General features: G+C 40.5%; 23 protein-coding genes and 1 riboswitch. Of the genes, 14 read left to right on the top strand and 9 right to left on the bottom strand.

Annotated features, from left to right (window positions below; genetic code table 11):
* The first annotated feature begins 8 nt into the window (after positions 1–8).
* The 5 genes from P3L40_RS17405 (at position 9) to P3L40_RS17385 (ending at position 4644) form a co-directional block, all read left to right on the top strand.
* Positions 9–1076, top strand: a complete 1068-nt coding sequence (locus P3L40_RS17405; RefSeq protein ID WP_210853191.1) for an alanine racemase — start codon at positions 9–11, stop codon at positions 1074–1076.
* Positions 1077–1091: 15 nt separating this feature from the next.
* On the top strand, positions 1092–2252 hold the full coding sequence (locus P3L40_RS17400) for a M20 family metallopeptidase (protein ID WP_110591254.1): 1161 nt from the start codon (positions 1092–1094) through the stop codon (positions 2250–2252).
* A gap of 9 nt (positions 2253–2261) precedes the next feature.
* Positions 2262–2723, top strand: a complete 462-nt coding sequence (locus P3L40_RS17395) for a RidA family protein (RefSeq protein ID WP_110591255.1) — start codon at positions 2262–2264, stop codon at positions 2721–2723.
* 93 nt (positions 2724–2816) lie between these two features.
* Positions 2817–4112: an MFS transporter gene (locus P3L40_RS17390; protein ID WP_004257818.1), complete on the top strand. Its 1296-nt coding sequence runs from the start codon at positions 2817–2819 to the stop codon at positions 4110–4112.
* A gap of 232 nt (positions 4113–4344) precedes the next feature.
* On the top strand, positions 4345–4644 hold the full coding sequence (locus tag P3L40_RS17385; protein ID WP_036958008.1) for an HdeA/HdeB family chaperone: 300 nt from the start codon (positions 4345–4347) through the stop codon (positions 4642–4644).
* Positions 4645–4764: 120 nt separating this feature from the next.
* On the opposite strand, the gene P3L40_RS17380 is transcribed toward P3L40_RS17385, so the two are convergent.
* Entirely contained in the window at positions 4765–5664 is a 900-nt protein-coding gene (locus P3L40_RS17380; RefSeq protein ID WP_094961088.1) for a LysR family transcriptional regulator, read from the bottom strand.
* Between the two features lie 99 nt (positions 5665–5763).
* Here P3L40_RS17380 and P3L40_RS17375 point away from each other — a divergent pair, with 99 nt between their 5' ends.
* Positions 5764–7095, top strand: a complete 1332-nt coding sequence (locus tag P3L40_RS17375) for an MFS transporter (RefSeq protein WP_153674090.1) — start codon at positions 5764–5766, stop codon at positions 7093–7095.
* Positions 7096–7488 carry a hypothetical protein gene (locus tag P3L40_RS17370; RefSeq protein WP_196732474.1) on the top strand — a complete coding sequence of 131 codons (393 nt, stop codon included), beginning with the start codon at positions 7096–7098 and terminating at the stop codon, positions 7486–7488. It abuts the gene before it with no gap.
* Positions 7489–7558: 70 nt separating this feature from the next.
* Here P3L40_RS17370 and rpoD read toward each other — a convergent pair whose 3' ends face one another.
* From rpoD to rpsU, 3 genes are all read right to left on the bottom strand, one after another.
* Positions 7559–9493: an RNA polymerase sigma factor RpoD gene (rpoD, locus tag P3L40_RS17365; protein ID WP_071585863.1), complete on the bottom strand. Its 1935-nt coding sequence runs from the start codon at positions 9491–9493 to the stop codon at positions 7559–7561.
* A 106-nt stretch (positions 9494–9599) separates the two neighbouring features.
* Positions 9600–11345: a DNA primase gene (gene dnaG, locus P3L40_RS17360; RefSeq protein ID WP_110591259.1), complete on the bottom strand. Its 1746-nt coding sequence runs from the start codon at positions 11343–11345 to the stop codon at positions 9600–9602.
* Between the two features lie 170 nt (positions 11346–11515).
* Positions 11516–11731 carry a 30S ribosomal protein S21 gene (rpsU, locus tag P3L40_RS17355; RefSeq protein WP_001144069.1) on the bottom strand — a complete coding sequence of 72 codons (216 nt, stop codon included), beginning with the start codon at positions 11729–11731 and terminating at the stop codon, positions 11516–11518.
* A 330-nt stretch (positions 11732–12061) separates the two neighbouring features.
* On the opposite strand from rpsU, the gene tsaD reads away from it, so the two are divergent.
* Positions 12062–13081, top strand: coding sequence for a tRNA (adenosine(37)-N6)-threonylcarbamoyltransferase complex transferase subunit TsaD (gene tsaD / locus P3L40_RS17350; RefSeq protein ID WP_196732484.1), 1020 nt, complete (start codon positions 12062–12064; stop codon positions 13079–13081).
* A gap of 70 nt (positions 13082–13151) precedes the next feature.
* Here tsaD and P3L40_RS17345 read toward each other — a convergent pair whose 3' ends face one another.
* Positions 13152–14684 (bottom strand): methyl-accepting chemotaxis protein, encoded by a 1533-nt coding sequence (locus P3L40_RS17345; protein ID WP_196732494.1) that lies wholly within the window; start codon positions 14682–14684, stop codon positions 13152–13154.
* A 272-nt stretch (positions 14685–14956) separates the two neighbouring features.
* Complete coding sequence (gene plsY / locus P3L40_RS17340) at positions 14957–15613, bottom strand: glycerol-3-phosphate 1-O-acyltransferase PlsY (RefSeq protein WP_004257775.1); 657 nt, start codon at positions 15611–15613, stop codon at positions 14957–14959.
* 108 nt (positions 15614–15721) lie between these two features.
* On the opposite strand from plsY, the gene folB reads away from it, so the two are divergent.
* A complete protein-coding gene (gene folB / locus P3L40_RS17335) occupies positions 15722–16081 on the top strand; it encodes a bifunctional dihydroneopterin aldolase/7,8-dihydroneopterin epimerase (protein WP_004257772.1) in 360 nt (119 codons plus the stop codon).
* A 39-nt stretch (positions 16082–16120) separates the two neighbouring features.
* Here the strand turns inward: folB and P3L40_RS17330 are convergent, their stop codons facing one another.
* Positions 16121–17350: a multifunctional CCA addition/repair protein gene (locus tag P3L40_RS17330; RefSeq protein WP_210853194.1), complete on the bottom strand. Its 1230-nt coding sequence runs from the start codon at positions 17348–17350 to the stop codon at positions 16121–16123.
* Positions 17351–17364: 14 nt separating this feature from the next.
* Complete coding sequence (locus tag P3L40_RS17325; RefSeq protein WP_036958005.1) at positions 17365–17979, bottom strand: TIGR04211 family SH3 domain-containing protein; 615 nt, start codon at positions 17977–17979, stop codon at positions 17365–17367.
* A 280-nt stretch (positions 17980–18259) separates the two neighbouring features.
* Here P3L40_RS17325 and P3L40_RS17320 point away from each other — a divergent pair, with 280 nt between their 5' ends.
* The 4 genes from P3L40_RS17320 (at position 18260) to P3L40_RS17305 (ending at position 24125) form a co-directional block, all read left to right on the top strand.
* The gene (locus P3L40_RS17320) at positions 18260–19222 is read left to right on the top strand and encodes an inorganic triphosphatase (RefSeq protein WP_004257758.1); all 963 of its coding nucleotides are present in this window, start codon (positions 18260–18262) and stop codon (positions 19220–19222) included.
* Between the two features lie 12 nt (positions 19223–19234).
* Positions 19235–22081 carry a bifunctional [glutamate--ammonia ligase]-adenylyl-L-tyrosine phosphorylase/[glutamate--ammonia-ligase] adenylyltransferase gene (gene glnE / locus P3L40_RS17315; protein WP_210853197.1) on the top strand — a complete coding sequence of 949 codons (2847 nt, stop codon included), beginning with the start codon at positions 19235–19237 and terminating at the stop codon, positions 22079–22081.
* Positions 22082–22173: 92 nt separating this feature from the next.
* Positions 22174–23601 carry a bifunctional D-glycero-beta-D-manno-heptose-7-phosphate kinase/D-glycero-beta-D-manno-heptose 1-phosphate adenylyltransferase HldE gene (gene hldE / locus P3L40_RS17310; RefSeq protein WP_096864068.1) on the top strand — a complete coding sequence of 476 codons (1428 nt, stop codon included), beginning with the start codon at positions 22174–22176 and terminating at the stop codon, positions 23599–23601.
* A 170-nt stretch (positions 23602–23771) separates the two neighbouring features.
* On the top strand, positions 23772–24125 hold the full coding sequence (locus tag P3L40_RS17305; protein ID WP_004257748.1) for a type II toxin-antitoxin system HicB family antitoxin: 354 nt from the start codon (positions 23772–23774) through the stop codon (positions 24123–24125).
* 40 nt (positions 24126–24165) lie between these two features.
* Here the strand turns inward: P3L40_RS17305 and ubiK are convergent, their stop codons facing one another.
* Entirely contained in the window at positions 24166–24432 is a 267-nt protein-coding gene (gene ubiK / locus P3L40_RS17300; protein ID WP_004257742.1) for a ubiquinone biosynthesis accessory factor UbiK, read from the bottom strand.
* Between the two features lie 232 nt (positions 24433–24664).
* Positions 24665–24817: riboswitch (FMN riboswitch) on the top strand.
* Positions 24818–24975: 158 nt separating this feature from the next.
* On the opposite strand from ubiK, the gene ribB reads away from it, so the two are divergent.
* Positions 24976–25629, top strand: a complete 654-nt coding sequence (gene ribB, locus P3L40_RS17295; protein ID WP_210853199.1) for a 3,4-dihydroxy-2-butanone-4-phosphate synthase — start codon at positions 24976–24978, stop codon at positions 25627–25629.
* Positions 25630–25845: the final 216 nt, after the last annotated feature.

The following is a 25845-nucleotide window of genomic DNA, read 5'->3' as shown; positions in this document are numbered from 1 at the left end:
AGGTTTTTATGCCAATAACGCCTTATGTTGCTTTAGACTTACAGCAACTTGAAAAAAATGTCAGAGGCATGACAGGCAAGCTAACACAGCAAGGTATTGAACACTGGCCGCATATAAAAACACATAAATCAGTAGAATTAGCGAAATTTGAGATCGCCTGTGGTGCAAAAGGAATTACATGTGCCACATTGCAAGAAGCGACGGTTATGGCGAAAGGCGGAATTGATCATATTCTGCTTGCTTACCCAATGATTGGTGAACAAAAATGTCAGCAATTTATTGAGTTAGCTAAAAAAATAAAATTAAGAACGATTATTGATAGCCTACAAGGTGCTGAACAATTATCAGCAGCAGCAAAGCAAGAAAACCAAATTATTGAGGTCTATATTGCTGTTGATTATGGTGCTCACCGGGAAGGTATTCAATTAGATGACTTAGAGCCATTTGCACTGGCAATACAAAAATTACCTAATTTGAAAATTATTGGTGTATTTACTTATGCAGGAACAATATACCAATACCGAACCGAGCCTGAAATACGTAAAGCGGCAAAAGCAGAAGCAGATCTTTTATTATCTTGCCAAGAACGGTTAGAAAAATTGGGTATTACAGCGCCTCGGACATCTGGCGGGTCAACACTATCTTCATTCTATGCTGATGAATTAAAAGGGATTACAGAGTCACGGGCTGGGAACTTTATTTTTGGAGATATGAATGCTATCTATGGTGGTATTTATACGCCTGAAGATTGCGCTTTAACAATAAGAACAACTGTTGTGAGTATTCCTATTGAGGGGTATGCAACAGTAGATGCAGGGACAAAAACATTAACTTCTGACCAATCTGCAGAACCAGGCTTTGGTTATATAGTGGAAGACCCAACTATAAAACTAGTTAAATTAAATGAAGAACATGGCTATCTTCGCTATGACTCAAAACAAATTAAATTAAATATTGGTGATGTATTAAATATTATACCGAATCACAGTTGTGTCATTCCTAATTTAACAAACAAAATATATGCATTAAATAATAATGAAATAGACCATATTATTACACCAGACGCACGATATTAAATATCGGAGAATAAAATGTATAAATTAAATGAACAGCAACAACATGAGTTGCTAGAGCTTCTTTGTGCCTTAATTCGGCATAAATCCGAAAACCCGCCAGGGGAAGAACAACAAGTTGCTGAATTTATATATCATTATTTTAAACAAGAAAATATTGATGTTGAAATGCAAGAGGTAGCTCCTGGTCGTCCAAATGTTATTGCACATTTAAAAGGTTCAGGAAAAGGTAAACATTTATTATTTAACGGTCATATAGATGTTGTGCCTTGTGGCTGTGGTTGGAGTACCGAGCCATTCGACCCTGTGATTAAAGATGGAAAGGTTTTTGGGAGAGGGGCTGCAGATATGAAATCTGGTGTTGCTGCAATGATGTATACGGCAACATTATTAAAACGTAATCAAGATACATTTTCAGGTAATTTAACTTTAGTATTTAATGTGGATGAGGAGAGAATTAATCTTGGCATGCTGCATTATATTAAAGATGGAATTTCTGCAGATTATGCCATTATTGGTGAGCCAACTTCTCTTGGTGTATGCATCGCACATAAAGGCGTTAGCCGCTATAATTTAAGTACTAAAGGCACTGCAGGCCATGCAGCAAAAACTCGTTATCCTGATAGTGCAATTTCTAAGATGTCTAAAATACTACCTGCTATAGAACAACATCGCGCTTCTGTTGAGGAAATTAGTCATCCACTATTAGGTAGTGCTTCAATGATTATAACCACTATTAATGGTGGTACAGCTCCGAATATTGTTCCTCAGCATTGTGATATTGAAATAGATAGAAGACTCGTTCCAGGGGAAGAAAAACAAGAAATAGAAGCGAGCTTACATCAAGCTATCGCGCAATATAACAAAGGTGAAGAGATAGATTATCACTTAGATAATTACTTATTTATTCCCGCTTCAGATATCCCAGCGGATCACGAATTAACTAAAGTTGCATTAGATACAGTGAGCCGTTTCACAGAAAAAACAGCGCTACCGGAAATATTTGAAGCGACATGTGAGGCGCCTTTTTTCTCGGTTACCAGCCAGATCCCTACACTTATTATGGGGCCTGGGGGACTAGCTCAAGCTCATGTTAAAGATGAGTTTGTTGAAATAAAAGAGTTATATCTTGCGGCTGAAATTTATTATGACATGGCAAATATATTGCTGAATAAATAGGAAAAGTGAATGAATATTGAGAAGAAATTAGAAGAAAAAGGAATTAAACTTGCCACACCAGGGGCACCAAAGTTTTCATATGTATCTATTAAGCAGTATGGTGATTTACTTTATACATCAGGCCATGATTGTCAAAAAGATGGCGTATTAATTTATAGCGGTACGTTAGGTAAAGAATTAACAGTCGAGCAAGGCCAAGAAGCAGCAAAACAGTGTATTGTTAATATATTTTCCTCGTTAAAAGCCTATTTAGGAGATTTAGATAAAATTGATGAATGTATAAAATTATTGGGCTTTGTACAAAGCACTGATGATTTTAAAAATCAGCCACAAGTCATGAATGGAGCTTCAGATTTTTTAATTGAAATACTCGGTGATAAAGGTAAGCACGCACGCTCAGCAATAGGTACGAATACATTGCCTTTTGATACGCCAGTGGAAATAGAATTAATATTAAAGCTAAAGTCGTAAATAATAGATAAAAACTAAAGATTATTAATAAAATAAATCTGCGGAGTAAATATTATTCCGCAGGGTCCTGTTACGTCTTAAAGGTACTTAATTATGTCACTACATGCGAGTAAAAGACTAAAGCGCTGGCAGCTTATTGCGCTTACATTTTTGTTGATAGCAGGTATCATTAACTTTTTAGATAGAGCATCACTCTCTATTGCTAACTCTACAATAAGTAAAGAATTAGGATTTAGTGCAACCCAAATGGGATTACTGTTATCAGTATTTTCATTTGGCTATGCGTTATGCCAATTACCTATAGGTATGGTAATGGAGCGCTTTGGAGTTAAAAAGATTTATGGCTTTGGTTTGTTTTTATGGTCGTTAGCACAAACGGTTACAGGGCTATTATCTTCATTTACCCATTTAATTATTGCGCGAGTTATTTTAGGTATTGGTGAAGCCCCACATTTACCTACAGGCGTTAAAGTCGTTAATGATTGGTATAATATTCGTGAACGAGGGTTACCTATGGGGATTGTTAATATGTCCTCTACGTTAGCTCAAGCGCTGGCTCCACCTTTGCTCATTGCATTAATGTTAGCTTTTGGCTGGCGTACAATGTTTATTATTATCGGTATTAGTGGGATTATTCTGTCTATACTTTGGTTTATTTTCTATCGTAATCGTGAACAATTAGAATTAACAGATGATGAATTAAACTATTTAAATGACGGAGCTCCACCATCTTCAACGAATAAAGTTTCTTTCAAAGAATGGGCATCATTATTTAAACAACGCTCTTTATGGGGAATGATTATTGGGTTTAATGGTGTGGGTTATATGGTTTGGCTATATCTAACATGGTTGCCCGCTTATCTTGAAAACTCCAGAGGTTTAAGTCTAGAAAAAACTGGCTGGGTTGCCGCAATACCCTTTTTATTTGGTGCGCTTGGAATGCTCGTAAATGGTGTTGTTGCAGACTATGTGGTGAAACGTGGCGCTGACAAAATGAAAAGCCGTAAATGGATGATTTGCTTAGGCTTATTATTTGCTGCCATGTTTACACTACCTGCTGCTTATACTGACAGCACATTTTCAGCTGTTGCTTGTATTAGTATGGCCTTGTTTTCTATTCACTTTGCAGGGACTTCTGCTTGGGGATTGATTTTAGTTTCAGTGCCTTCTCGTTTAATTACCTCAGTGAGTGGTATTCAAAATTTCGGTGGTTTTATTGGAGGGTCATTTGCTCCGATTATTACCGGTATTATTATTGACCAAACACATTCATTTACCTTAGCTCTTGTTGTTTGTGCAACGGTCGCATTCCTTGCATCATTGGTTTATTTCTTCTTTGTTAATGAACCAATTAAAGACCCTGCAGAGATGGAAGTAAAAGTAGTATAGTTAAATTTTATGGCCACTTTTTATAAGTGGCTTTTCTATAAAAAACAAATCTTATATTGATGCTCTAATTAGGTCATTATTTGTAATTGATTGTTTTTATTGTTTGTTATTCGATTCTTTAATTCAGTATAAATTTAATCATCAAAATTGGAATATGTAATTCTAATAAATAATATGCTAATAATAACCAGCCACATGATTATATGTTTTTAATTTTCCAAAGGAGTTTAAAATGAGAAAGGTTATTATATCTAGTGTATTATTTGCTGTATCTACAATTTCATTTAACTCAATGGCAGCAGACAAAAATACGGTTACACCTGAGAATATGACTTGCCAGCAATTTATTAATTTAGATCCTCAAAGCTGGGCACCTGTTGCGTTATGGGTAACAAACCAAGAAACGCAATTTAAAGGTGGAGATTATGTTGCGCTAACAGAGCAAAGTGTTGCTGAGGTCCCTCAGATTGTTGAGTTTTGTAAGAAAAAACCGGAAGGCACTCTGCAAGATTATTTAGCATCTAAGAAATAATGCTAACTATTATGCCATGGAGGGCATAATAGCCATTAACAATGAGAAAAATGAGTTTTTATACTGTGGTAGATTAGAAACTACACTTTAGAAACATTGAATCGATATATCTTTATATCTTTATTTATTTACAGCTAATTTATCGACTAAAAAATCGATAAATGCACGTGTCTTAGCCGGTAAAACAAAAGTATTTGGATAAAGTAATTGAATATTTTGTTTCGGTAAACGGTATTCGGGTAACACATGAACTAAACGCTCATGCTGCAAGTCGTCGTCAACCATCCAAGCAGGGCAGATAGCAATACCTAAAGAGGCTAGCACCATATGGTGAATAACGGCCGCAGAATTAGACTCATATTGGTTTTTAATTAAAGGTAAGTAATATTTTTCATTTTTTGAATTCTGTAAAAAATATTGAGGATCTTGCCAGTTTAATAGCGCATGGTTAATCCATGGGACATTTGCTAAATCAGTGAGTTGTTTGATTGGGTATTTTTTTAGAAATTCAGGAGTGGAGACTAAGTAAATCTCATATTCACCTAGTTTTTTCATTTTAAGAGATGAATTTTTTAAATTACCTAATCGAATAGATAAATCGAGTTTTTCTGTGATCAGGTCATCTAATGATGAGTTAAATGAATATTGTAACCTTAACTTAGGATAAAGGCGGCAAAATTCAGGGAGTAGCGGCAAAATAAAACGTTGGCCAAATTCACTCGTTGATGAAAAACGTAGCAAACCAGCAATATTCGTTCCTAAATTTTGGCTTTTTTCGAATGCTTCATCTATTTGATTTTGAATACGTTTAAAGTCGTCATAAAAATGTTTTCCTACCTCTGTTAATGCAATATTTCGCGTGTTTCGTGTTAGCAAGCTTACATTAAGCTGACCTTCTAATTGTTTGATATCGACACTAACCATAGAGCGACTTAGCCCTAAAATATCTGCGGCTTTAGTGAATGAACCCGAATCAACAACCTGTAGAAAACTGATAATCTTTTTAAGATTTCTTTGCATAATGATAACGATTGTTCTTTTTTATTAAACAATCATGTTACCTCCCTTGTATCGACAAAGAAAGTACTTAAACCTATTCTTTGCCACCGGAGGAAGTCCATGACTTATCGATACAAAATTGCCACAGTATTTTTACTCGGTTTCTTTATTGATTGTATTAATATTTTTATGTCAGCGATAGCATTGCCTGACATTGCTGCATCATTTTCAGCAAGCCAATCTCAAGTGGCTTGGGTTGCCAATGCCTATATTTTAGGTTTAGTTCTGGTGATGCCAATCAGCTTATGGTTAGCAGGTAGGTTAGGTAACCAAAAATTACTGTGTTATTCCATGCTACTTTTTTCTATTGCAGCTTGGCTCAGTGGAAGCAGTGATTCAATATATAGCTTAATTTTTTGGCGCTTTATCCAAGGGGCTGCGGGAGGGTTATTAATTCCGGTAGGTCAGGCGTTAGTTTTTGCATTATTTCCAAATAATGATCGCCAGCGTATATCAACATTGATTATGACAGTCGCGTTAATTGCTCCCGCATTTTCACCTGCAATTGGCGGCCTAATTATTGATTCTTTGTCTTGGCATTGGGTCTTTTATTCTAATTTACCTTTCTCATTACTAACGGCAGTACTCGCTTGGATATGGATAAAAAATGATGGGAAAAAAATAAGAGAAAAGCCAGATATTTTGGGGCTAATAATGGTGAGTTTAAGTTTGTTAAGCCTATTATTATCATTTTCTTTTTATAATGATTATCACAATTTACTATTGGCTTTGGCGAGCTTTTTTACTTCTGTATTCGTATTTATTGTTTACCTTAAATATGCCCAAAAATGTCGAGAACCTATTTTAAATTTTCAGTTATTGAAAAATAGCAATCTGCGTAATGCTTTTATTGTTTACTATGCTGTTCCCGGTATTTTTACGGGAGTTAATTTACTCAATATTTTTAATCTACAAGAGAACATGGGGTTCAGTGCAGCAAAAACCGGGCTATTTATGGTGCTATATGCATTGGGGGCGGTAATATCAATGTTAACTGGTGGACGTCTTTACTTACAGATAGGAAAAAAACGATTATTTATTATTGGTATTACATTACATAGCCTTGGTATTTTTCTGCTTTATTGGGTCTCATCTTCCAGCCAGCTCAGTTTATTGATAATTGCTTATTTATTGATGGGGATGGGTGGAGGGTTGAGCGCCAATACTGCACAAATTAGCTCGTTGATGGATTTCAAAGACAAAGATTTACTTCAAGGTAGCGTGTTATGGAATATTAATCGACAAGTCGCATTTAGTGTTGGTGCAGTCGTATTTATTTCTATATTTAGCTTAATGACTTTCTCGAGTGATTTATTACGTTATCAACTTACGTTTCTTATTGCATCAATACTCGGGTTACTTTCATTAATTTCAGTGATCAAGGAAAAATAAATGAGTGAAACAATGGAAAGAGCGCAGCAAAGCGTGGTGGATTTACATATTCTTATTGAGGATATTTTTACAGGGCGTCGTGGTAATAAAAGTTTGGCGCCGTTATTAGCCAGCTTCGATGACAACTTCAAAATGGTTACCACACAAGGCCATTGTATTGGATTAAATGCAGTGACTCAGTTATTTAGTCAGAATGTAGGGGCTAGAACATCATTTTCTACAGAGTGTATTAATCTGATTCCATTGCGCGAAGACAATGGCTATTGCTGGGTTCAGTATCAAGAAAAACAGCAAATAAATGGTATTGAGTCGTTAAGAATTTCGACTGCATGTATCAGGGTCGAACCCGAAAAGTGTGTTTGGGTTTATTTGCATGAAACACTGGTAGTGTAGCTTTCCATGGTTTTAGTGACCATAAAAAAACACCTGCCGGAGCAGGTGTTTTTAGATATAAATAAATCAATTATTCGTCAAGGAAGCTGCGCAGAACTTCTGAGCGGCTTGGGTGACGTAATTTACGTAACGCTTTCGCTTCGATCTGACGGATACGCTCACGGGTAACATCAAACTGTTTACCAACTTCCTCAAGGGTGTGGTCAGTATTCATGTCGATACCAAAACGCATGCGTAGCACTTTTGCTTCACGAGCGGTTAAGCCTGCTAACACTTCGTGAGTTGCAGAGCGTAAGCTTTCTGACGTTGCAGAGTCTAAAGGCAGCTCTAAAGTTGTATCTTCAATAAAATCACCTAAATGTGAATCTTCATCATCACCGATAGGGGTTTCCATAGAGATAGGTTCTTTAGCAATCTTCAGTACTTTACGAATTTTATCTTCCGGCATTAGCATGCGTTCTGCCAGTTCTTCTGGCGATGGCTCACGGCCCATTTCTTGCAGCATTTGGCGAGAGATACGGTTCAGTTTGTTGATAGTTTCAATCATGTGAACCGGGATACGAATAGTACGTGCTTGGTCAGCAATTGAACGCGTGATAGCTTGACGGATCCACCAAGTTGCATAAGTTGAGAACTTATAACCACGGCGATATTCAAACTTATCAACGGCTTTCATCAGACCGATGTTACCTTCTTGAATCAGGTCAAGGAACTGCAAGCCACGGTTGGTGTATTTCTTAGCGATAGAAATTACCAGACGTAAGTTTGCTTCAACCATCTCTTTCTTCGCACGGCGTGCTTTCGCTTCACCGATAGACATACGACGGTTGATATCTTTAACTTGTTCGATAGTCAGACCCGTTTCTTCTTCAATTTGACGCAGTCTTTGTAGGCAACGCAGAATTTCTTCTTCAACTTCAAGTAGTTTTTCTGACCAAGGCTTGTTCATTGCTTTTGCAGCAGTTAACCAAGTTTCACTGGTCTCATTACCACTGAATAAAGTAATGAAGTTTTTCTTCGGCATCTTGCACTGCTCAACACATAGTTTCATGATGGTACGCTCTTGTAAGCGAACTCTGTCCATCATTTCACGCATGTTATTGACCAGATAGTCAAATTGCTTAGGAACTAAACGGAATTCTTTAAATACTTCGGAAAGCTGCTCAATAGCGGCAGCCGTTTTTGCATCACTACGGCCATATTGTTTAATATGTTGACGCGTTTTTTCATATTGCTCACGAAGATCAGAGAATTTTTGACGCGCTAATTCAGGATCGATGCTGTTATCGTCATCGCTATCGCTGTCATCGCCGTCTTCATCTTCTTCGTCTTCGTCATCGTCTTTATCAAGCTCTTCTTGTGGTAATTCAGAGCCAACGTGAGTCGCTGTTGGTGCAAGATCTTCTTCCGCGTTAGGGTCAACAAAGCCAGTAATTAAATCAGATAAACGGCTTTCTCCTGCTTCAACACGGTCATATTGCTCAAGAAGATAAGTGATAGCCTCAGGATATTCAGCAACAGAGCACTGAACCTGATTAATACCATCCTCGATACGTTTTGCAATGTCGATTTCGCCTTCTCGAGTGAGAAGCTCGACGGTTCCCATTTCACGCATATACATGCGAACAGGGTCGGTTGTACGGCCGATTTCACTTTCAACACTGGACAGCACTTGTGCAGCGGCTTCTGCTGCATCTTCATCAGTATCGGAAGTATTTTCAGCCAAAATTAAATCATCGGCATCAGGTGCTTCTTCCATGACCTGGATGCCCATGTCATTAATCATCTGAATGATATCTTCGATTTGATCTGAATCGACGATATCTTCCGGCAGATGGTCGTTGACCTCAGCATAGGTTAAGTAACCTTGCTCTTTACCCTTGGTTACGAGTAGCTTAAGCTGCGACTGCGGGTTTTGCTCCATAAGACGGTATCCACACTTCTGAGTATTTAGATTGGTGTCGGTCGGCGAAACATTCGGCCAACAAGAACATACAAAGGGAATATTTATTATTCGCTACGCCCTTTATTTTCGTAGCATTTTACAGGCATTTGCCTTGTGTTTATCGGCACTTAAGCCGTTTAAAATATTAATTCTGTTTTGGGTTAGATTATGTTTTCACTCTGGAAAGAGTGATTAAGCGGACTTCTTCGCGCTCTTCTGGGGTCAGCCCTTCAGTTCGTTCTTTTGCTATCAAATAGTCGAAACGTTCGTCGAGTGCGCTATTAAATAGATGGTTTAAGGCATCTATAAAAGTATTTTCCGCTATCTCCTCTATTTCTATATCGTTCCACGTTGCCAGTTTTTCAAGCTGTTTCGCAAATTTATTATCACGATAACGCTCTAGCAACTGCCCAGTTGACATTCCGGGGGTGGAACGGCAGACATCAACCAATTCCTGAAATAGAGAAAGCCCCGGCATTTGAATATGGGCAATTCCCTCTAATGAGGGAACAAGCTCCGAAAAGTTCGGATTCTGTACCAACAGCGCGATAAGTATTCGCATTGTGGTTGGTTTTAATTTGGGAGCCTGATAGTTAACTTGTTCTGTGCTCTCTCTATCAATCATAGCAAGAACTTGAGAAATATCCGGTATACCAATAAAATTTCCTAGCTCTTGTGCCATATAAAGGCGCAGCGTTTCACCAGGTATTTGCTTAATCAAAGGGATAGCCAGTTTACTAAATTTTGCTTTCCCTTCTTGCGTTTTTAAATCTACCTGTGGCACAAGTGAATCAAATAAAAAAGCAGAAAGGGTTTGAGCATCCTTCATGCGTTGCTCAAAAGCGTCTTTGCCTTCTTTACGTACTAATGAATCTGGGTCTTCGCCGTCTGGTAAAAACATAAAACGCAATTGACGGCCGTCCGTCAGATAAGGTAGGGCTGTTTCAAGTGCTCGCCATGCCGCTTCTCGGCCAGCGCGGTCACCATCATAGCAACAAATAACCGTATCTGTTGAACGATAAAGTAACTGAATATGTTCTGAGGTTGTTGATGTACCCAGTGAAGCAACCGCATAGCGGATATCGTACTGAGCAAGTGCAACAACGTCCATATAACCTTCAACTACCAGTAATTTTGATAATTCATTACTGTTTTGTGTTGCTTCATAAAGGCCAAATAACTGGCGACCTTTATGGAAAATATCGGTTTCAGGGGAGTTCAAGTATTTAGGAAGAGCATCTCCTAATACGCGTCCACCGAAGGCAATCACACGACCGCGCCTATCCCGAATTGGGAACATGACACGCTCTCTAAAGCGGTCATAGACTCGGCCATTATCATTTGTCACTAACATGCCAGCATCATCAAGCTGTTTGCGACTTTCTGGGTTTACAGCAAACTTTTTGAGCAAGTTGTCCCAGCCCGCAGGGGCGAAGCCAATCGAAAAATGCTCTATAATTTCAGTGCTTAAACCACGTTGGCTTAAATAATCTTTCGCTTTATTAGCAGAAGGATGACTTAAGGCAGCACAGTAAAATTGATTAATTTTTTCCATCAACTGATATAAATTTTGCCGTTGATGAAGTTCTATTTGGCTTGAACCCGTTCCTTTTTCATATGGGACATCAAGGCCGTGTAGTGCAGATAATTCTTCGATAGCTTCGACAAAATCGAGTTTGTCGTAATTCATCAAAAAATCGATGGCATTGCCATGCGCACCACAACCAAAACAGTAATAAAATTGCCTTTCACCATTTACAGTAAAAGAAGGCGTTTTTTCATTATGGAACGGACAACAAGCGTGATGGTTTTTACCCTGTTTTTTTAACGGGACTTTTGCATCGACTAAATCAATGATGTCGGTTCTTGCTAACAAGTCATTGATAAATGAACGCGGAATTCGTCCAGCCATAAGCCTCTTTTTCGCCTGTTGATGAACGATAATAAGCCGCGCTTCCTTGTGGAAAGCACGGCCTTTAACTGCTTAGCTATTTACTACTACAAAAACTGAGTGACTACGAGAGAAACTAAAGTTTTGTATTAGCTATCGTCTGCAATGAATGCGGCTTTCACCGCAAACAATTAGTACAGACGAGTACGGCGTGCGTTTTCGCGAGCCAGTTTCTTAGCGTGACGCTTTACAGCTGATGCTTTAGCGCGTTTACGTTCAGTCGTTGGTTTTTCATAGAATTCACGACGACGAACTTCAGCTAAAACACCTGCTTTTTCACAGGAACGTTTGAAACGACGCAGTGCAACGTCGAATGGCTCGTTTTCACGTACTTTAATTACCGGCATGTGCCTCTCACCTCAATAGAAATCGGTTTGTTGCTGGTACTGATTCACCAGCCTTCATTTAAAATGGTGCGGAATTTTACTTCAATGAGTACGGGTTTGTAAAGTGCCGTATAAAATTGAATCACACAAGATTACCTGATCAGCAGTTCATTTGATGAAAAAGCAAACAAAACCAGATAATAATGAGAATTAGCCACACGAAATTTTTTATTACAGGGGACTGATTATAGACTATACAGTCAGGAAAGTCAGCCTTTTGACAACATTAATTACGCGATTGAACGAAAATAGTGATAGACTTGCGGTTATGCAATAAACAAGGGTAGTGCAATGCGTGTTTTAGGTATCGAAACCTCTTGCGATGAAACTGGTATCGCAATCTATGATGATGAGTGTGGCTTATTAGCCAATCAATTATACAGCCAAATTAAAGTTCATGCAGACTATGGTGGTGTCGTGCCTGAATTGGCTTCACGTGATCATATTCGTAAAACAGTGCCGTTAATTCAAGCAGCGTTGAAAGAAGCCAATTTAACCAGTGAAGACATCGACGCTGTAGCTTACACTGCGGGCCCTGGTTTGGTGGGGGCTTTAATGGTTGGTGCAACTGTTGGGCGTTCATTAGCTTTTGCATGGAATGTTCCTGCCGTGGCCGTTCACCATATGGAAGGCCATTTATTGGCACCGATGTTAGAAGAGAAAAGCCCTGAATTCCCTTTTGTTGCGTTACTGGTTTCAGGTGGGCATACCCAGCTTATCAGTGTGACGGGAATTGGTGAGTATGAGCTACTTGGCGAGTCCATCGATGACGCGGCAGGTGAAGCGTTTGATAAGACAGCTAAATTATTAGGCTTAGACTACCCTGGAGGCCCTGTGTTATCTCGAATGGCAGAGCAAGGCACAGCAGGTCGTTTTGTTTTTCCTCGTCCAATGACCGACAGACCAGGGCTGGATTTCAGCTTCTCAGGGTTAAAAACCTTTGCAGCCAATACTATTCGTGAAAATGCGGATGACGACCAAACCCGTGCAGATATTGCGAGAGCCTTTGAAGATGCGGTGGTAGATACGCTTGCGATTAAATGCAAACGTGCATTGGAGCAAACTGGTTTTAAACGCTTGGTGATGGCCGGCGGCGTTAGTGCTAATCGAGCTCTCAGAGCTAAAATGGAAGACGTTCTCAAACAGCGCGGTGGTGAAGTTTTTTATGCGCGCCCTGAGTTTTGTACAGATAACGGTGCGATGATTGCGTTAGCGGGGCTTATTCGTCTTAAAGGTGGAACAACGGCAGGGCTTGGTGTAACAGTTCGCCCGCGCTGGCCTTTGGCTGAATTACCACCCTTAGAAAAATAATCATTGTTAATGAATTCATATTTTTTGTAAAAAGGGCTGGATGACAGCCCTTTTGCTATTCAATTAGATATTAATGTAAAACAACAACCGCATCTTCAAGTCGGCTTGAGCGTGCTTTTACCATCGTTGATGTCTCTGTGCTTTGCTCTACCAGTAATGTACTTTGTTGTGTGATGGTTTCGAGCTCACTGACTGCTTGGGTAATGTCGGCGATACCAGCCGCTTGTTCAGAGGTCGCTTGGCTAATATGGGTGATCAATTGAGTGACGTTTTGTATTTGGTCAACAATTTCCTTCATGGTATCTCCTGCCGTATGGACTTGATTTTTTCCTGAATTGACTTTCTTTTCACAATCATTAATTAATTCGCGAATATCATTCACTGCGCTTGCACTGCGGCTTGCAAGGCTACGGACCTCATTGGCAACCACAGCAAAGCCTTTCCCTTGTTCACCTGCACGCGCGGCTTCTACCGCCGCATTTAACGCGAGTATATTAGTTTGAAATGCGATGTCTTTAATCACATCAGTGATGGAATTGATTTTGCTGGTACTACTGACAATTTCATTCATGGTATCAACAACAGCTTCCATCATTGCGCCCCCACTGACTGCGGTTTCGCTGGTGGTATTGGAAAGTTGATCAACTTGAATAGTATTATCGGCATTCATTTTTACAGAAACGGACATTTGGTTCATTGTCGCAACGGTTTGTTGCATGTATCCGACGGTTCTCTGAGTATGTGTTTCTAATTCATGACAGTCAGAAACCAAAGATTCACTGCCTTTGCGAACGTTATCAACTTGTTCGGAGACATCTTTGATTAACCAGCGGCAGATTAACCCCAGTTGCCCAATAGAACGTAATATTAAGCCAATTTCATCTGTGCGCTGCATATGGTTAACGCTATGTCGATTTCCTCGTGCAATACCAAGTGCTTGTTTGGTGATGTCTTCCAATGGCGCTGCTAGCATTTTTTCAAATACCACATTACCGATCAGTAACGTGATAAATGTACAGGCACTCATCATCATAAGCGGTGCGATTGGCTGGGGAATGAAGCTTGCCATGATGAGCCAAAGAATAAATAACAAACTCATGATTAGCCGGATACGCGAACGCGTTGAATATGTTGAAAAGTGAAATGGCATTTTTTTAGAAAGCACAATTCCCTTAAAAATTTTTCGTTGGCTTTTATTTTCATTCATTGCGTCATAAATGAGTTCTACCGTAGCAATTTCTTCACGTGTTGCGCGTGTCCTAATAGACATATAGCCTGTAATAGCCCCTTTTCGTTCCATTGGAATGATATTGGCTCGAACCCAGTAATGGTCGCCATTTTTGCGACGATTTTTCACAATACCAGTCCAAGGTTCTCCTTTTTTAAGTGTTGCCCACATGTCGGCAAAAGCTTCCTTGGGCATATCCGGATGGCGGATAATATTGTGTGGACGTGTTAATAACTCATCTAATTCATAACCACTAACCTGTACAAAGAAATCATTAGCATGGACAATATTTCCTTGCAAATCGCTGGTTGTCATCAAGGTGATATTTTCATCTAATACATATTCGTTTTGAGTGATATAAGGGGTTCTGCTCATTATAAATACCATTATTATTGTTTAATTTTCCTTTTATATAGTCGACAGCTTTTAAATATTCCTTAGTAATAAATTTGCAATTATTTAACTTTTTTTAAAAGTGTGCGCTGGTTATGGCAAAAATGTAACGTAGCACAAATTGCTATCAGTACAGTTTTAAGGAGAGATATCGAACGGTTGTTATTGGAGGAGTTTTTGGAAATTTTAAACAAGGCAAATAGCATAAAAAAAGAGCTGAAATCAGCTCTTCTTAGGAAAAATCATATTAACGATTAGTCATCTAGTTCTTGTTCTTTGGTTTCTTGGGCTATTTCTTTATTGGTTTTTTGCTTTTTGTTTTTTAGTTTTTGCCAAATACGGCTTTCTTGACCGCGCCAAAGGCGTTGTATATTACCGTGATGGCGAACTAACACTAAACAAGACAACATGGCGACAGGGAAAGTGAACTCAGGTTTAAACCACCAAACATAGAAGGGGGCAAGTAAGGCGCTGACAATCGCGCCGAGTGATGAGTAACCACTAAGCAATACCGTAAGTAACCATGTCCCTGCGACTAAACCAGAAAGATCCCAACCAATAGCGGCAATTGAACCAAATGCGGTTGCTACCCCTTTTCCGCCTTTGAAACGAAAGAAAATGGGATATATATGCCCAAGACAGGCTGCAATTGCAACAAAGCCAAGATAGAATGGCTGCACATTTAAATAATAAGCAAGCCAAACTGGTATCATCCCTTTTAATACGTCACAAATGAGTACTCCGGCAGCGGCTGCTTTACCGCCTACACGTAATACGTTAGTTGCACCAGGGTTACCAGAGCCGTGTTGACGGGGGTCGGGTAGTCTCGCCAAACGGCAGATCAGTATCGCACTCGAAACTGAGCCACAAAGATAGGCGAAGATTATCATGCCAAGCGCGGTTGCACTCATAGCTAACTCCAAAAACGGTTAAGGCCATAAATTCACTTCAGTCTTGGATAATACGCATATTTTTGCTGAAGTGGTATCAATTCAGTACATAAATGAGAAAATGACGTGATGGATATCGTATTTATTGAGCAATTATCAGTCATCACCACGATTGGTGTATATGACTGGGAACAAGATATTGAACAGAAACTCGTGCTCGATATCGAAATGGGATGGGATAACAAACGCGCGTCTATGAGCGATAATGTAGAATATTGCCTAGATTATGCCAAAGTTAGTCAGGCTATCCTAGCTCATGTAGGGAATAACAAGTTTGGGTTAGTAGAACGTGTTGCTGAAGAAGTTGCACAGTTATTGATGACACAGTTTGCTAGCCCATGGGTTCGTATTAAGGTGGCTAAGCCGGGAGCCGTGGCGCGAGCCAAGCAGGTTGGGGTTATTATAGAAAGAGGCATGAAAACCGCTTAAATGATGACTGGCGGTGTTTAGCCGCCAGTTTTATGGTCGTTAGATGATTTGTTGCTGCTGCCAATCTGTTACCGCTTCAATGCGTTGTTCTGTAAGTTCTTGGCGAATTTCAGGGCCTTTAAATCCCTGTTCAACGATAGGTTTGACATCAACCGCTTGTGCGATAGTAAAAGCCTGCTTGAAATATATCCCTTGTGGGTACGTTTGCTGTTCGAGCCCTAACCGGCCTCTTGCATCCGCTTCACTGATTAAACTCAGTTGTTCAATACGTTCTGGTTTACGCCAGCTATCAAGCCCATCAAAAATCGCAATTAGCTCATTAGCAGGTAATTTATTGATAACATGAATTTTATCATGATAGCGTGCCGCTAGACGGGCTAAGTCACGAGCCGTAGTGGGTACTTTTAATCTTGCGCAGAGAGTTTCTATTAATGGAATACCTGCCTCACCGTGGTTTGGATGACTCGGCCAAATATCAGGCGGTGTCAGCGCTTTACCTAAATCATGGCATAAGGCAGCAAAGCGAATATCCACATTATTAGATAGCTCGGCAATCACTTTCATTACCATTAGAGTGTGGATACCCGTATCAATTTCAGGGTGCCATTTTTCAGGGGCAGGAACACCAAATAACGCATCAACTTCAGGAAAAAGTACAGCTAATGCACCACATTGGCGTAAAACATCAAAATACACCTGTGGAGAATTTGATTTCAGCGCTTTTTCTGTTTCCGTCCAAACGCGCTCAGCGGTGAGGTAAGATAATTCCCCTGTAGCGGCCATTGTTTGCATCAAGGTTAATGTTTCTGGTGCGATAGTAAAACCATGCTCAAAGTAGCGAGCAGCAAAACGAGCAACCCGCAAGACCCGTAAAGGGTCTTCAGAAAATGCATCAGAAACATGGCGTAAAACACGGCTCTTGAGGTCTTTCACGCCTTGGTATGGGTCAACAATTTCACCTGATTCACTTTGTGCTATCGCGTTAATTGTCAGATCGCGACGTAGCAAATCATCTTCAATGGTCACATCAGGTGCGCTATAGCAGCTAAAACCAGTATAGCCCGCACCAATTTTACGCTCTGTTCGGGCTAAAGCGTATTCTTCATGGGTCTTTGGGTGCAAGAAAACCGGAAAATCCTTTCCTACTTGTTGAAAACCTTGAGATAGCATTGCCTCGGGGGTTGTACCAACCACCACGTAGTCTCTATCTGAAATAGGTAGTCCAAGAAGTTGGTCACGCACTGCGCCACCCACGAGATAGACTTTCATTTGAATGGCCTCAATTACATCCAACCATCATTACGTTTTTTACGACGCGGAATAATGTGCGGTAAAATCAAACCTAAAATTAAGCCAACACCGGCAACACCACCGCCATACATAAACCATTGTAAGATTAATTCGCGACGGCGATCATCTAAGTTGACCTCTGCAATCTCTAGCTTTTTACCGGATTTGATCAACTCATTTTTTAATTTTTCATTTTCGGCTTTTAGCTGGCTGACGATATTGTCATTATCAGCCACTTTTTGCTGCATATCTGCAGTTCGTGTATTCCACGTACTGTCGATATTGTCGAGTTGTTGACGTAGCTTTTGATTCTCAGCTTCAAGTTCTGGAATGCGGGTTTTCATGCTTGGAGTATTGCTGAGTTGGTCAACAGGTAACCAGACCGTTCTACCTTTTTCATCGCGAACTTGTGCAAATTTGTTATCTGTGGAAAGCAGTTCAACCGCTTCCCCGGCATTGAGCGTACCTACAATACGATATTTTGTGCCAGGTCCACTATGAACGTATGTGGATAAATCATCTGACACATAACGTTTTTCTGCTGCATGTGAATTTAAGGAAAGGCCTAGCCCCATGATTGAAATTAATAATAATGGAATTTTTCGCATGGTATTTACAGTCTTTTGATGGTGAATGAGTTTTATATTAATTGAATACTAATGAGTAAAACGCGAGGGTGCAAATCCTAAACGCAGATGTCTCTACAGTCTAAAGGAGAATGAGAACTATCCTAACTGTCTAAATTACCCTTATTTTTACTTTGTTTTCAATATAACTCACTGAAAGAAATATGACAGGTAGAATTTTTGTTTATCACACAGTTTCTTTTCTCAGCTTAGCTTGATTGGGGTAATATGAGTGAAGTGAAATAATTAAATAAGGATATGTATGAGCCACGTAGAGGTTGAACTCAAACTTGCCGCTAAGAGTTCCGCAATAGAGGCTGTACGACAGTGTCTATCGACATTGTCTCACCAATACAGTGAGCCGACGAAGTTAACCAATATCTACTTTGATACGGCAAATAAGCAGTTACGTCAGTGGGATATGGGCTTACGTATCCGCGGTTGTGATGGTCGTTATGAAATGACAATGAAAACGGCTGGGCAGGCGATAGGCGGCTTACACCAACGGCCTGAATATAATGTTGACATTGATTCACCTGAGCTTGATTTAGCCGCATTACCGGCTGAAATTTGGCCTGAAGGCACTGATGTTTCACAGCTTCAGTCTGAATTAAATATCCTCTTTAGCACCAATTTTACCCGTGAAAAGTGGTTAGTGACTTTTGAAGATAGCGAAATAGAAGTGGTTTTTGACCAAGGTGAGATTTCCTCTGGCGCAAAGGATTTGCCTATTCAAGAGTTTGAACTAGAACTAAAAAAAGGCTTTATTGCTGATGTACTCAATTTAGCGAAGAAATTTGCAGATATCGACGGCTTACATTTGTCATCACTTAGCAAAGCTGCACGTGGTTATTCATTGTTATCGCCGACAAAAGCGCCATTAACTCCTCCAAATTCGGTGTTTGACTATGAAGAGTACCCCCTCGAAAAATCATTAACGCATATGCAATTACTTTGCCAGCAGCATGAAGACTACTGGTTAGCAAATGGCAGCAATGCACGCCAAGGCTTCAGTGAGTTTTTACGTTTTGTTCAGGCATTTTTAGTGCATTACCAAAATTCTGTACCTCACTTTATCCATGACACTCCACTGGAACAATTACGTTCAGATATTGCCGGTGAAGCAATTAGTGCTGAGGATTTTTGCTATAGCAGCCAGTGGTTAAAGTGTAAATTAGCCTTTATCCAGTGGTTAAGTGCTTTAACCTATCAAGAAGCCCATTAAGGTATTGATAATATGCATGCTTTTCCTGAGTTATTACAAAGCCAAGGTGAACGCGTTTTAAGCCAGTTAGCGGAACAAGCGAATGAATTATTACCGTTAAATAAACAAGAAATTCAAGTGCTTGCATTCAGTGATTTTGTGTTAAAGCAAGTATTAGCACATCCGCGTTTTTTACTTGAAATTCGCTCTCGACCACCACAAGCCGATGAATGGAAAAGTTATGCATCATGGTTAGCTCAAGATTTGTCATCTGTTAGCAACGAAGACCACTTGATGCGAGTGTTGCGCTCATTTCGTCATCATATGTTAGTGCGCTGTGCATGGATGCAAGTGCTAGAAATAAGCACGCAAAAAGAAACGATTTATCAGCTCAGTATATTGGCGGAAAGCTTGGTTGTTGCAGCGCGAGACTGGTTGTATCAAGAATATCGTCAGTCATGGGGAACACCTTGTAATGCAGAAGGAAAACCGCAGCCGCTGTTGGTTTTAGGGATGGGGAAGTTGGGGGGCCGAGAGCTCAATTTTTCTTCTGATATTGACCTGATTTTTGCTTATCCAGAAAATGGGGTTACCCAAGGTGGCCGAAAAGAGTTAGATAATGCGCAATTTTTTACGCGTTTAGGGCAAAAATTGATCCGCGTACTCGATCAAGTGACGGAATATGGCTTTGTTTATCGGGTAGATATGCGTTTACGCCCATTTGGAGATAGTGGTCCGCTGGTTTTTAGCTTTTCTGCACTTGAGGATTATTACCAAGAACAAGGGCGAGACTGGGAACGCTATGCGATGGTTAAAGCCCGTATTATGGGCGCTGATAGCCTCCATTATGAGGAGTGTTTGCGAAAGCTTTTGCGTCCTTTCGTTTATCGTCGCTATATCGACTTTAGCGTGATCCAATCCTTACGCAATATGAAAAATATGATTGAGCGAGAGGTTAGGCGTCGTGGTTTGGTCAATAACATCAAATTAGGCGCTGGGGGGATCCGCGAAGTTGAATTTGTTTCACAGGTTTTCCAACTCATTCGAGGTGGACGAGAACCTGTTTTACAGTCGCAATCTTTATTTTCAACGTTACAAGGGATCCGTGAACTCGCATTGTTAACCGAAGATCAGGTTAATATTCTACAAGATGGCTACCTTTTCTTGCGTAGAGTCGAAAACTTACTGCAAAGTATCGATGACCAACAGACACAAACACTCCCTGAAGAGGCTTTAAACCAAGCGCGTTTAGCATGGGGGATGGGCTTTGCTGATTGGCCTGCATTTTATCAGGTTTTGAGTCAGAAAATGGCAGCTGTGCATCAAATATTCACCGAGCAAATAGGCCAGGAAGATGACTCTGAGAACATTGATGTATTCGATGAAATTTATATCACATTATGGCAAAGTGAATTATCAAAAGAAGAATTAGCCAGCTATTTGCCGTCTAAAAGTGAAGAGATTGCACAACGTATCATTCACGGTATAGTGATGTTCCGTCATGATCTCAATAAACGCACCATTGGTCCTCGAGGGCGAGATGTTCTTGATGAATTAATGCCTAAATTATTGGCTAAAGTCGGTGAGCGTGATGATGCAGGGCAAGTCATTGAGCGCATCACACCACTGTTACTGAGCATTGTTAGCCGCACAACTTACCTAGAGTTAATGCTTGAATTTGATGAGGTTTTGACGCACGTTATTCGTTTATGTGCGGCTTCACCTATGATAGCGGAACAATTAGCTCGCCACCCATTGTTACTTGATGAGTTGCTCGACCCTCAATCATTATACCAACCCTTACCGCTAACGGCCTACCGTGATGAGCTGCGCCAATATTTAATGCGCGTTCCTGAAGATGACGAAGAACAACAACTTGAAGCATTACGTCAATTCAAACAAGCTCAATTATTGCGTATTGCTGCTGAAGATATTTCAGGTGTTTTGCCGGTAATGAAAGTCAGTGATCATCTGACTTACCTTGCGGAAGCAATTATTGATGCGGTGGTCCACCAAGCGTGGCAAAAAATGGTAAAACGCTATGGTGAGCCAGCGCATCTAGAGCAAAGTGACAAAAAACAATATGGGTTTGCGGTATTAGGTTATGGAAAGCTAGGCGGCTGGGAACTGGGCTATGGCTCTGACTTAGACCTCGTTTTTCTCTTCGATTGCCCTTTAGATGTTGTCACCAATGGTGAACGTTCCATTGATGCTCGCCAATTTTACTTGCGTGTTGCTCAGCGTATTATTCATTTGTTTAGTACTCGAACCCCTTCTGGTGTGTTGTATGAAGTTGATGCGCGACTCAGGCCTTCTGGTGAATCAGGAATGTTGGTCAGTACCATACAATCATTTGATGATTACCAAAAAAATGATGCTTGGACATGGGAACATCAAGCGCTAATTCGAGCTCGAATGGTGTTTGGTGATGAGGATTTACAACGGCAATTTATACAGACTCGCCACGAAACTCTGTGTATGCCAAGAGACCCTAAAACTTTGCAACAGCAAGTGCGTGATATGCGGTTGAAAATGCATCAGCACCTAGGAAGTCATCAAGTTAATGAATTCGACTTAAAAGCGGATCCTGGTGGGATCACTGATATTGAATTTATCGCACAATACTTAGTTTTGCGTTTTGCCGCAGAAAATAATGCGCTAACACGTTGGTCTGATAATGTGCGTATTTTCGAGTTGATGGCGCAGTATGGTTTTATGCCAGAAGATGAAGCGAATGCTTTAACTCTAGCGTATGTCACAATGCGTAATGAGCTCCATCACTTAGCATTACAATCACTGCCAAGCCGTGTTGAGATAAGCCAATTTTCTCAGCAACGTGAACAAGTTTTAGCAAGTTGGCAAAAATGGCTTGAAGAATAAAGAACAAACGCATTTTATTTAGCTAAACAGCGCAATATGCTAGTATTGTTGCTAATTATTATCAGATTTCCTTTTTAAGACTGGAGTGCAGGATGAAAGTAACTCTTCCGGATTATAAACAAGCCGGTGTGCTGGTGGTTGGTGATGTTATGTTAGACCGTTATTGGCATGGTCCCGCAAACCGTATCTCGCCAGAAGCCCCTGTCCCGGTTGTTAAAGTCACAATGGTCGAAGAGCGTCCCGGTGGTGCGGCTAACGTCGCGATGAATATTGCGTCATTGGGTGCAAATTCACGCCTTGTGGGGTTAACTGGAATTGATGACGCGGCAAAAGCACTCACTAAAAATTTAAATGCCGTGCAGGTTCGTTGTGATTTTGTGGCTATCCCCACCCATCCAACCATTACTAAATTACGCGTACTTTCACGTAATCAGCAACTTATTCGCCTCGATTTTGAAGAAGGTTTTGAAAACGTGGATGTTGCCCCTGTACTGGAGCGCATAGAACAAGCACTGCCACACATCGGCGCACTAGTGCTGTCTGACTATGCAAAAGGGGCGTTAACTCATGTTGAGAAGATGATAGCGCTCGCCAACAAGGCCAATGTTCCAGTCTTGATTGACCCGAAAGGAAACAATTTCGAACGTTACCGTGGGGCAACTTTATTGACTCCAAATATGTCTGAGTTTGAAGCGATTGTTGGGCCATGTAAAAACAACCAAGACGTTGAAGAAAAAGGCATGAAGCTGCTTCAGTCATTGGAGCTTAAAGCGCTGCTAATTACGCGCTCAGAACAAGGTATGAGCTTAATTCGCCGTGATGAAGCCCCATTGCATTTACCGACTCAAGCACAAGAAGTGTTTGACGTGACGGGGGCAGGGGATACGGTTATTGGTGTTCTCGCTGCCTCTATTGCATCTGGCCGCCCATTACATGAAGCCTGCGCACTAGCTAATGCCGCAGCAGGCGTGGTGGTGGGCAAATTAGGGACTTCAACGGTTTCGCCTATTGAATTAGAAAACGCTATTCGTGGCCGTGCTGACACTGGTTTTGGTGTTATGACTGAAAGTGAATTAAAACAAGCGGTTGAGAATGCAAGACTGCGCGGTGAACGTGTAGTGATGACTAATGGCTGTTTTGATATTCTCCATGCTGGGCATGTGTCTTATTTAGCTAACGCGCGTAAATTGGGTGACCGCCTAATTGTGGCTGTAAATAGTGATGCTTCGACACGCCGCTTAAAAGGTGAAACACGTCCAGTTAACCCATTAGAACAGCGTATGACTGTACTAGGGGCTTTAGGGGCAGTAGATTGGGTCGTGGCTTTTGAAGAGGACACTCCACAGCGTCTAATCGCAGAAGTTTTGCCTGATATCTTAGTTAAAGGGGGGGATTACCGACCTGAAGAGATCGCGGGCAGTGCGGAGGTATGGGCCGCGGGAGGCGAAGTTAAAGTACTTAACTTTGAAGATGGTATTTCTACAACCAATATCATCAAAAATATCATGAAAACCAGTTAATTTATCATTATTAATTAGCAAGTTAATAACCTCACGTGGGTATGTAAAAACGCCGTGAGGTTTTTATTTATTTAAAATCAATATGGCGTCAAATATTGACGTCATATTTTTTTTGCTTTAGATTTTGATATCACAATATGACGTCATGGAAAATACGATAGGGGTGGAATATGATTAAAAGCAGTAATGTGATGACGATAGACGGCCATCCTGCATCTGTTATCTATGAAGCTGAAATTAAAGCGTTTCGTGGTAAGTTTTTAGATGTAAGTGGTTACTGTGATTTTGTTTCTGATAGCATTGAAGGGTTAAAAAAAGAAGCGCGAATTTCTTTAGCAGAATACATCGAAGGTTGCCAAGAAGAGGGGATTAACCCGTTCAAAGAACAAGAAACGGTAAAGTCATTTACGCTGCGTTACCCAAGCCGCTTAGAGGCTTATTTAAATGCGGTAACAACTGAGCATAATGTTTCTAAAAATCAGTATATTGTTCAGCTGCTTGAGCGTGAACTGAATATCAAATAACAAAAGTGACGCCTTAATCGGTGCCACTTTTTCAATTTAATTACTCAGCCGTTTTTTCTTCTACATTTAAATGGGCTTCGAGTGCGCTGACGCGTTGTTCCATCTTCGCTAATTTTTCACGGGTGCGTAATAAGACTTGAGTTTGAATATCAAATTCTTCACGACTGACTAAGTCTAATTTGCCGAGTTGTGATTGTAACAGTGAACGCAGTTTTTTATCAAAATCTTCACCTAAATCGCGTACGCCTTGTGGTAAAGCGCCTTGAATTTGGCGGGCAACTTGTTCAATTTTTTTCGGATCGAGCATTTCGCGGGTCCTTAAGTTTATCAAAATATTGTTGTGAATTGTTGGGACTAGTTTAATACCTCTTGCTGCCTTGCGCTAGCTTGAATTATTTAGAGAGAGGTTTAGAGCCGGTAGTGAAATTAACCTTGATAACTCTAAGTTTTTATTCATGTTTTTTGGCTAAAAGTGTGAGTCATTCGCCAATTTTGATTATCATCGTTGCGAACTTGAATTATTGGCGTTATATTAATTGCGTATATCTCAGGGCGGGGTGAAAGTCCCCACCGGCGGTAAACATGCATCACGCATGAAGCCCGCGAGCGCTTTATCATTTTTATGGTAAAGGTCAGCAGACCCAGTGTGAATCTGGGGCCGACGGTTATAGTCCGGATGGGAGAGAATTAACAGTATCTGCATGTTTGTGCGATTATGCACAATAGTGTTCTGCATACCTGAATAGGTAAATGCCTTTTATTGGCTATTTATATATTCACCATTTCTCGTATTCCTAAGACTGCCTTGATTCTGGTAACTAGTTAATAACTATTTAAGAGGTTTTTTACCATGGATCATTCGCTACTTTCTGTATTTGGCAATCCTATCGAACGTGTTGAAAATGCTATCGAGGCATTACGCCAAGGTAAAGGTGTTCTTGTTCTTGATGATGAAGATCGTGAGAACGAAGGCGATTTAGTTTTTGCAGCAGAAACTATGACTGCCGAGCAAATGGCATTTACCATTCGTTATAGCAGTGGGATCGTGTGCCTTTGTATTACTGAAGAGCGCCGCAAGCAACTCAAACTACCTATGATGGTAGATAACAATACGAGCCAAAATCAAACAGGCTTTACTGTGACCATTGAAGCCGTACAAGGTGTGACGACAGGTGTTTCTGCCGCAGACCGTATCACCACTATTCGTGCCGCAATTGCAGATAACGCCGTTCCTTCAGACCTTAACCACCCAGGACATGTTTTCCCTCTGCGTGGCCGTGAAGGCGGGGTATTAACGCGTCGTGGTCATACTGAAGCGTCTATCGACTTAGCAATATTGGCAGGTTTCAAGCCAGCTGGTGTGTTGTGTGAGTTAACCAATGATGATGGTTCTATGGCTCGTACCCCTGAAGTGGCTGCGTTTGGTAAGCAACATGGTTTGACTGTAGTGACGATTGAAGACTTAGTTCAGTATCGTCAGTTGCAGGAAAAGAAAGCGAGCTAATCTTTTTTCTCGTCATATCTTGAATATTATCTAATGTAATGGTTTTAGTTATTTAGGTAATAAATAGTCTGTTAAGCATATAGAATGTTATAAAGGCCACTGAGTTGCACACCTCGTGGCCTTTTCAATTTTTTTGATGATCATACTCATAATTAGCCCACTGTGTTTTTTGCTGGAAAGCGTATGCTGTAGGGAGAAACTAATTGAGTTGGAGTT

Source organism: Providencia sp. PROV040 (genome assembly GCF_032706145.1).
Taxonomy (GTDB): Bacteria; Pseudomonadota; Gammaproteobacteria; order Enterobacterales; family Enterobacteriaceae; genus Providencia; species Providencia hangzhouensis.
The sequence above is the reverse complement of the archived record's forward strand: the minus strand, read 5'-3'. Positions and strand labels throughout refer to the sequence as shown.

Bases quoted from the DNA above. Each gene is read 5' to 3' on its own strand.
- P3L40_RS17405 (WP_210853191.1), top strand. From the start codon at position 9: ATGCCAATAACGCCTTATGTTGCTTTAGACTTACAGCAACTTGAAAAA.
- P3L40_RS17400 (WP_110591254.1), top strand. From the start codon at position 1,092: ATGTATAAATTAAATGAACAGCAACAACATGAGTTGCTAGAGCTTCTT.
- P3L40_RS17395 (WP_110591255.1), top strand. From the start codon at position 2,262: ATGAATATTGAGAAGAAATTAGAAGAAAAAGGAATTAAACTTGCCACA.
- P3L40_RS17390 (WP_004257818.1), top strand. From the start codon at position 2,817: ATGTCACTACATGCGAGTAAAAGACTAAAGCGCTGGCAGCTTATTGCG.
- P3L40_RS17385 (WP_036958008.1), top strand. From the start codon at position 4,345: ATGAGAAAGGTTATTATATCTAGTGTATTATTTGCTGTATCTACAATT.
- P3L40_RS17380 (WP_094961088.1), bottom strand. From the start codon at position 5,664: ATGCAAAGAAATCTTAAAAAGATTATCAGTTTTCTACAGGTTGTTGAT.
- P3L40_RS17375 (WP_153674090.1), top strand. From the start codon at position 5,764: ATGACTTATCGATACAAAATTGCCACAGTATTTTTACTCGGTTTCTTT.
- P3L40_RS17370 (WP_196732474.1), top strand. From the start codon at position 7,096: ATGAGTGAAACAATGGAAAGAGCGCAGCAAAGCGTGGTGGATTTACAT.
- dnaG (WP_110591259.1), bottom strand. From the start codon at position 11,345: ATGGCTGGACGAATTCCGCGTTCATTTATCAATGACTTGTTAGCAAGA.
- rpsU (WP_001144069.1), bottom strand. From the start codon at position 11,731: ATGCCGGTAATTAAAGTACGTGAAAACGAGCCATTCGACGTTGCACTG.
- tsaD (WP_196732484.1), top strand. From the start codon at position 12,062: ATGCGTGTTTTAGGTATCGAAACCTCTTGCGATGAAACTGGTATCGCA.
- P3L40_RS17345 (WP_196732494.1), bottom strand. From the start codon at position 14,684: ATGAGCAGAACCCCTTATATCACTCAAAACGAATATGTATTAGATGAA.
- plsY (WP_004257775.1), bottom strand. From the start codon at position 15,613: ATGAGTGCAACCGCGCTTGGCATGATAATCTTCGCCTATCTTTGTGGC.
- folB (WP_004257772.1), top strand. From the start codon at position 15,722: ATGGATATCGTATTTATTGAGCAATTATCAGTCATCACCACGATTGGT.
- P3L40_RS17330 (WP_210853194.1), bottom strand. From the start codon at position 17,350: ATGAAAGTCTATCTCGTGGGTGGCGCAGTGCGTGACCAACTTCTTGGA.
- P3L40_RS17325 (WP_036958005.1), bottom strand. From the start codon at position 17,979: ATGCGAAAAATTCCATTATTATTAATTTCAATCATGGGGCTAGGCCTT.
- P3L40_RS17320 (WP_004257758.1), top strand. From the start codon at position 18,260: ATGAGCCACGTAGAGGTTGAACTCAAACTTGCCGCTAAGAGTTCCGCA.
- glnE (WP_210853197.1), top strand. From the start codon at position 19,235: ATGCATGCTTTTCCTGAGTTATTACAAAGCCAAGGTGAACGCGTTTTA.
- hldE (WP_096864068.1), top strand. From the start codon at position 22,174: ATGAAAGTAACTCTTCCGGATTATAAACAAGCCGGTGTGCTGGTGGTT.
- P3L40_RS17305 (WP_004257748.1), top strand. From the start codon at position 23,772: ATGATTAAAAGCAGTAATGTGATGACGATAGACGGCCATCCTGCATCT.
- ubiK (WP_004257742.1), bottom strand. From the start codon at position 24,432: ATGCTCGATCCGAAAAAAATTGAACAAGTTGCCCGCCAAATTCAAGGC.
- ribB (WP_210853199.1), top strand. From the start codon at position 24,976: ATGGATCATTCGCTACTTTCTGTATTTGGCAATCCTATCGAACGTGTT.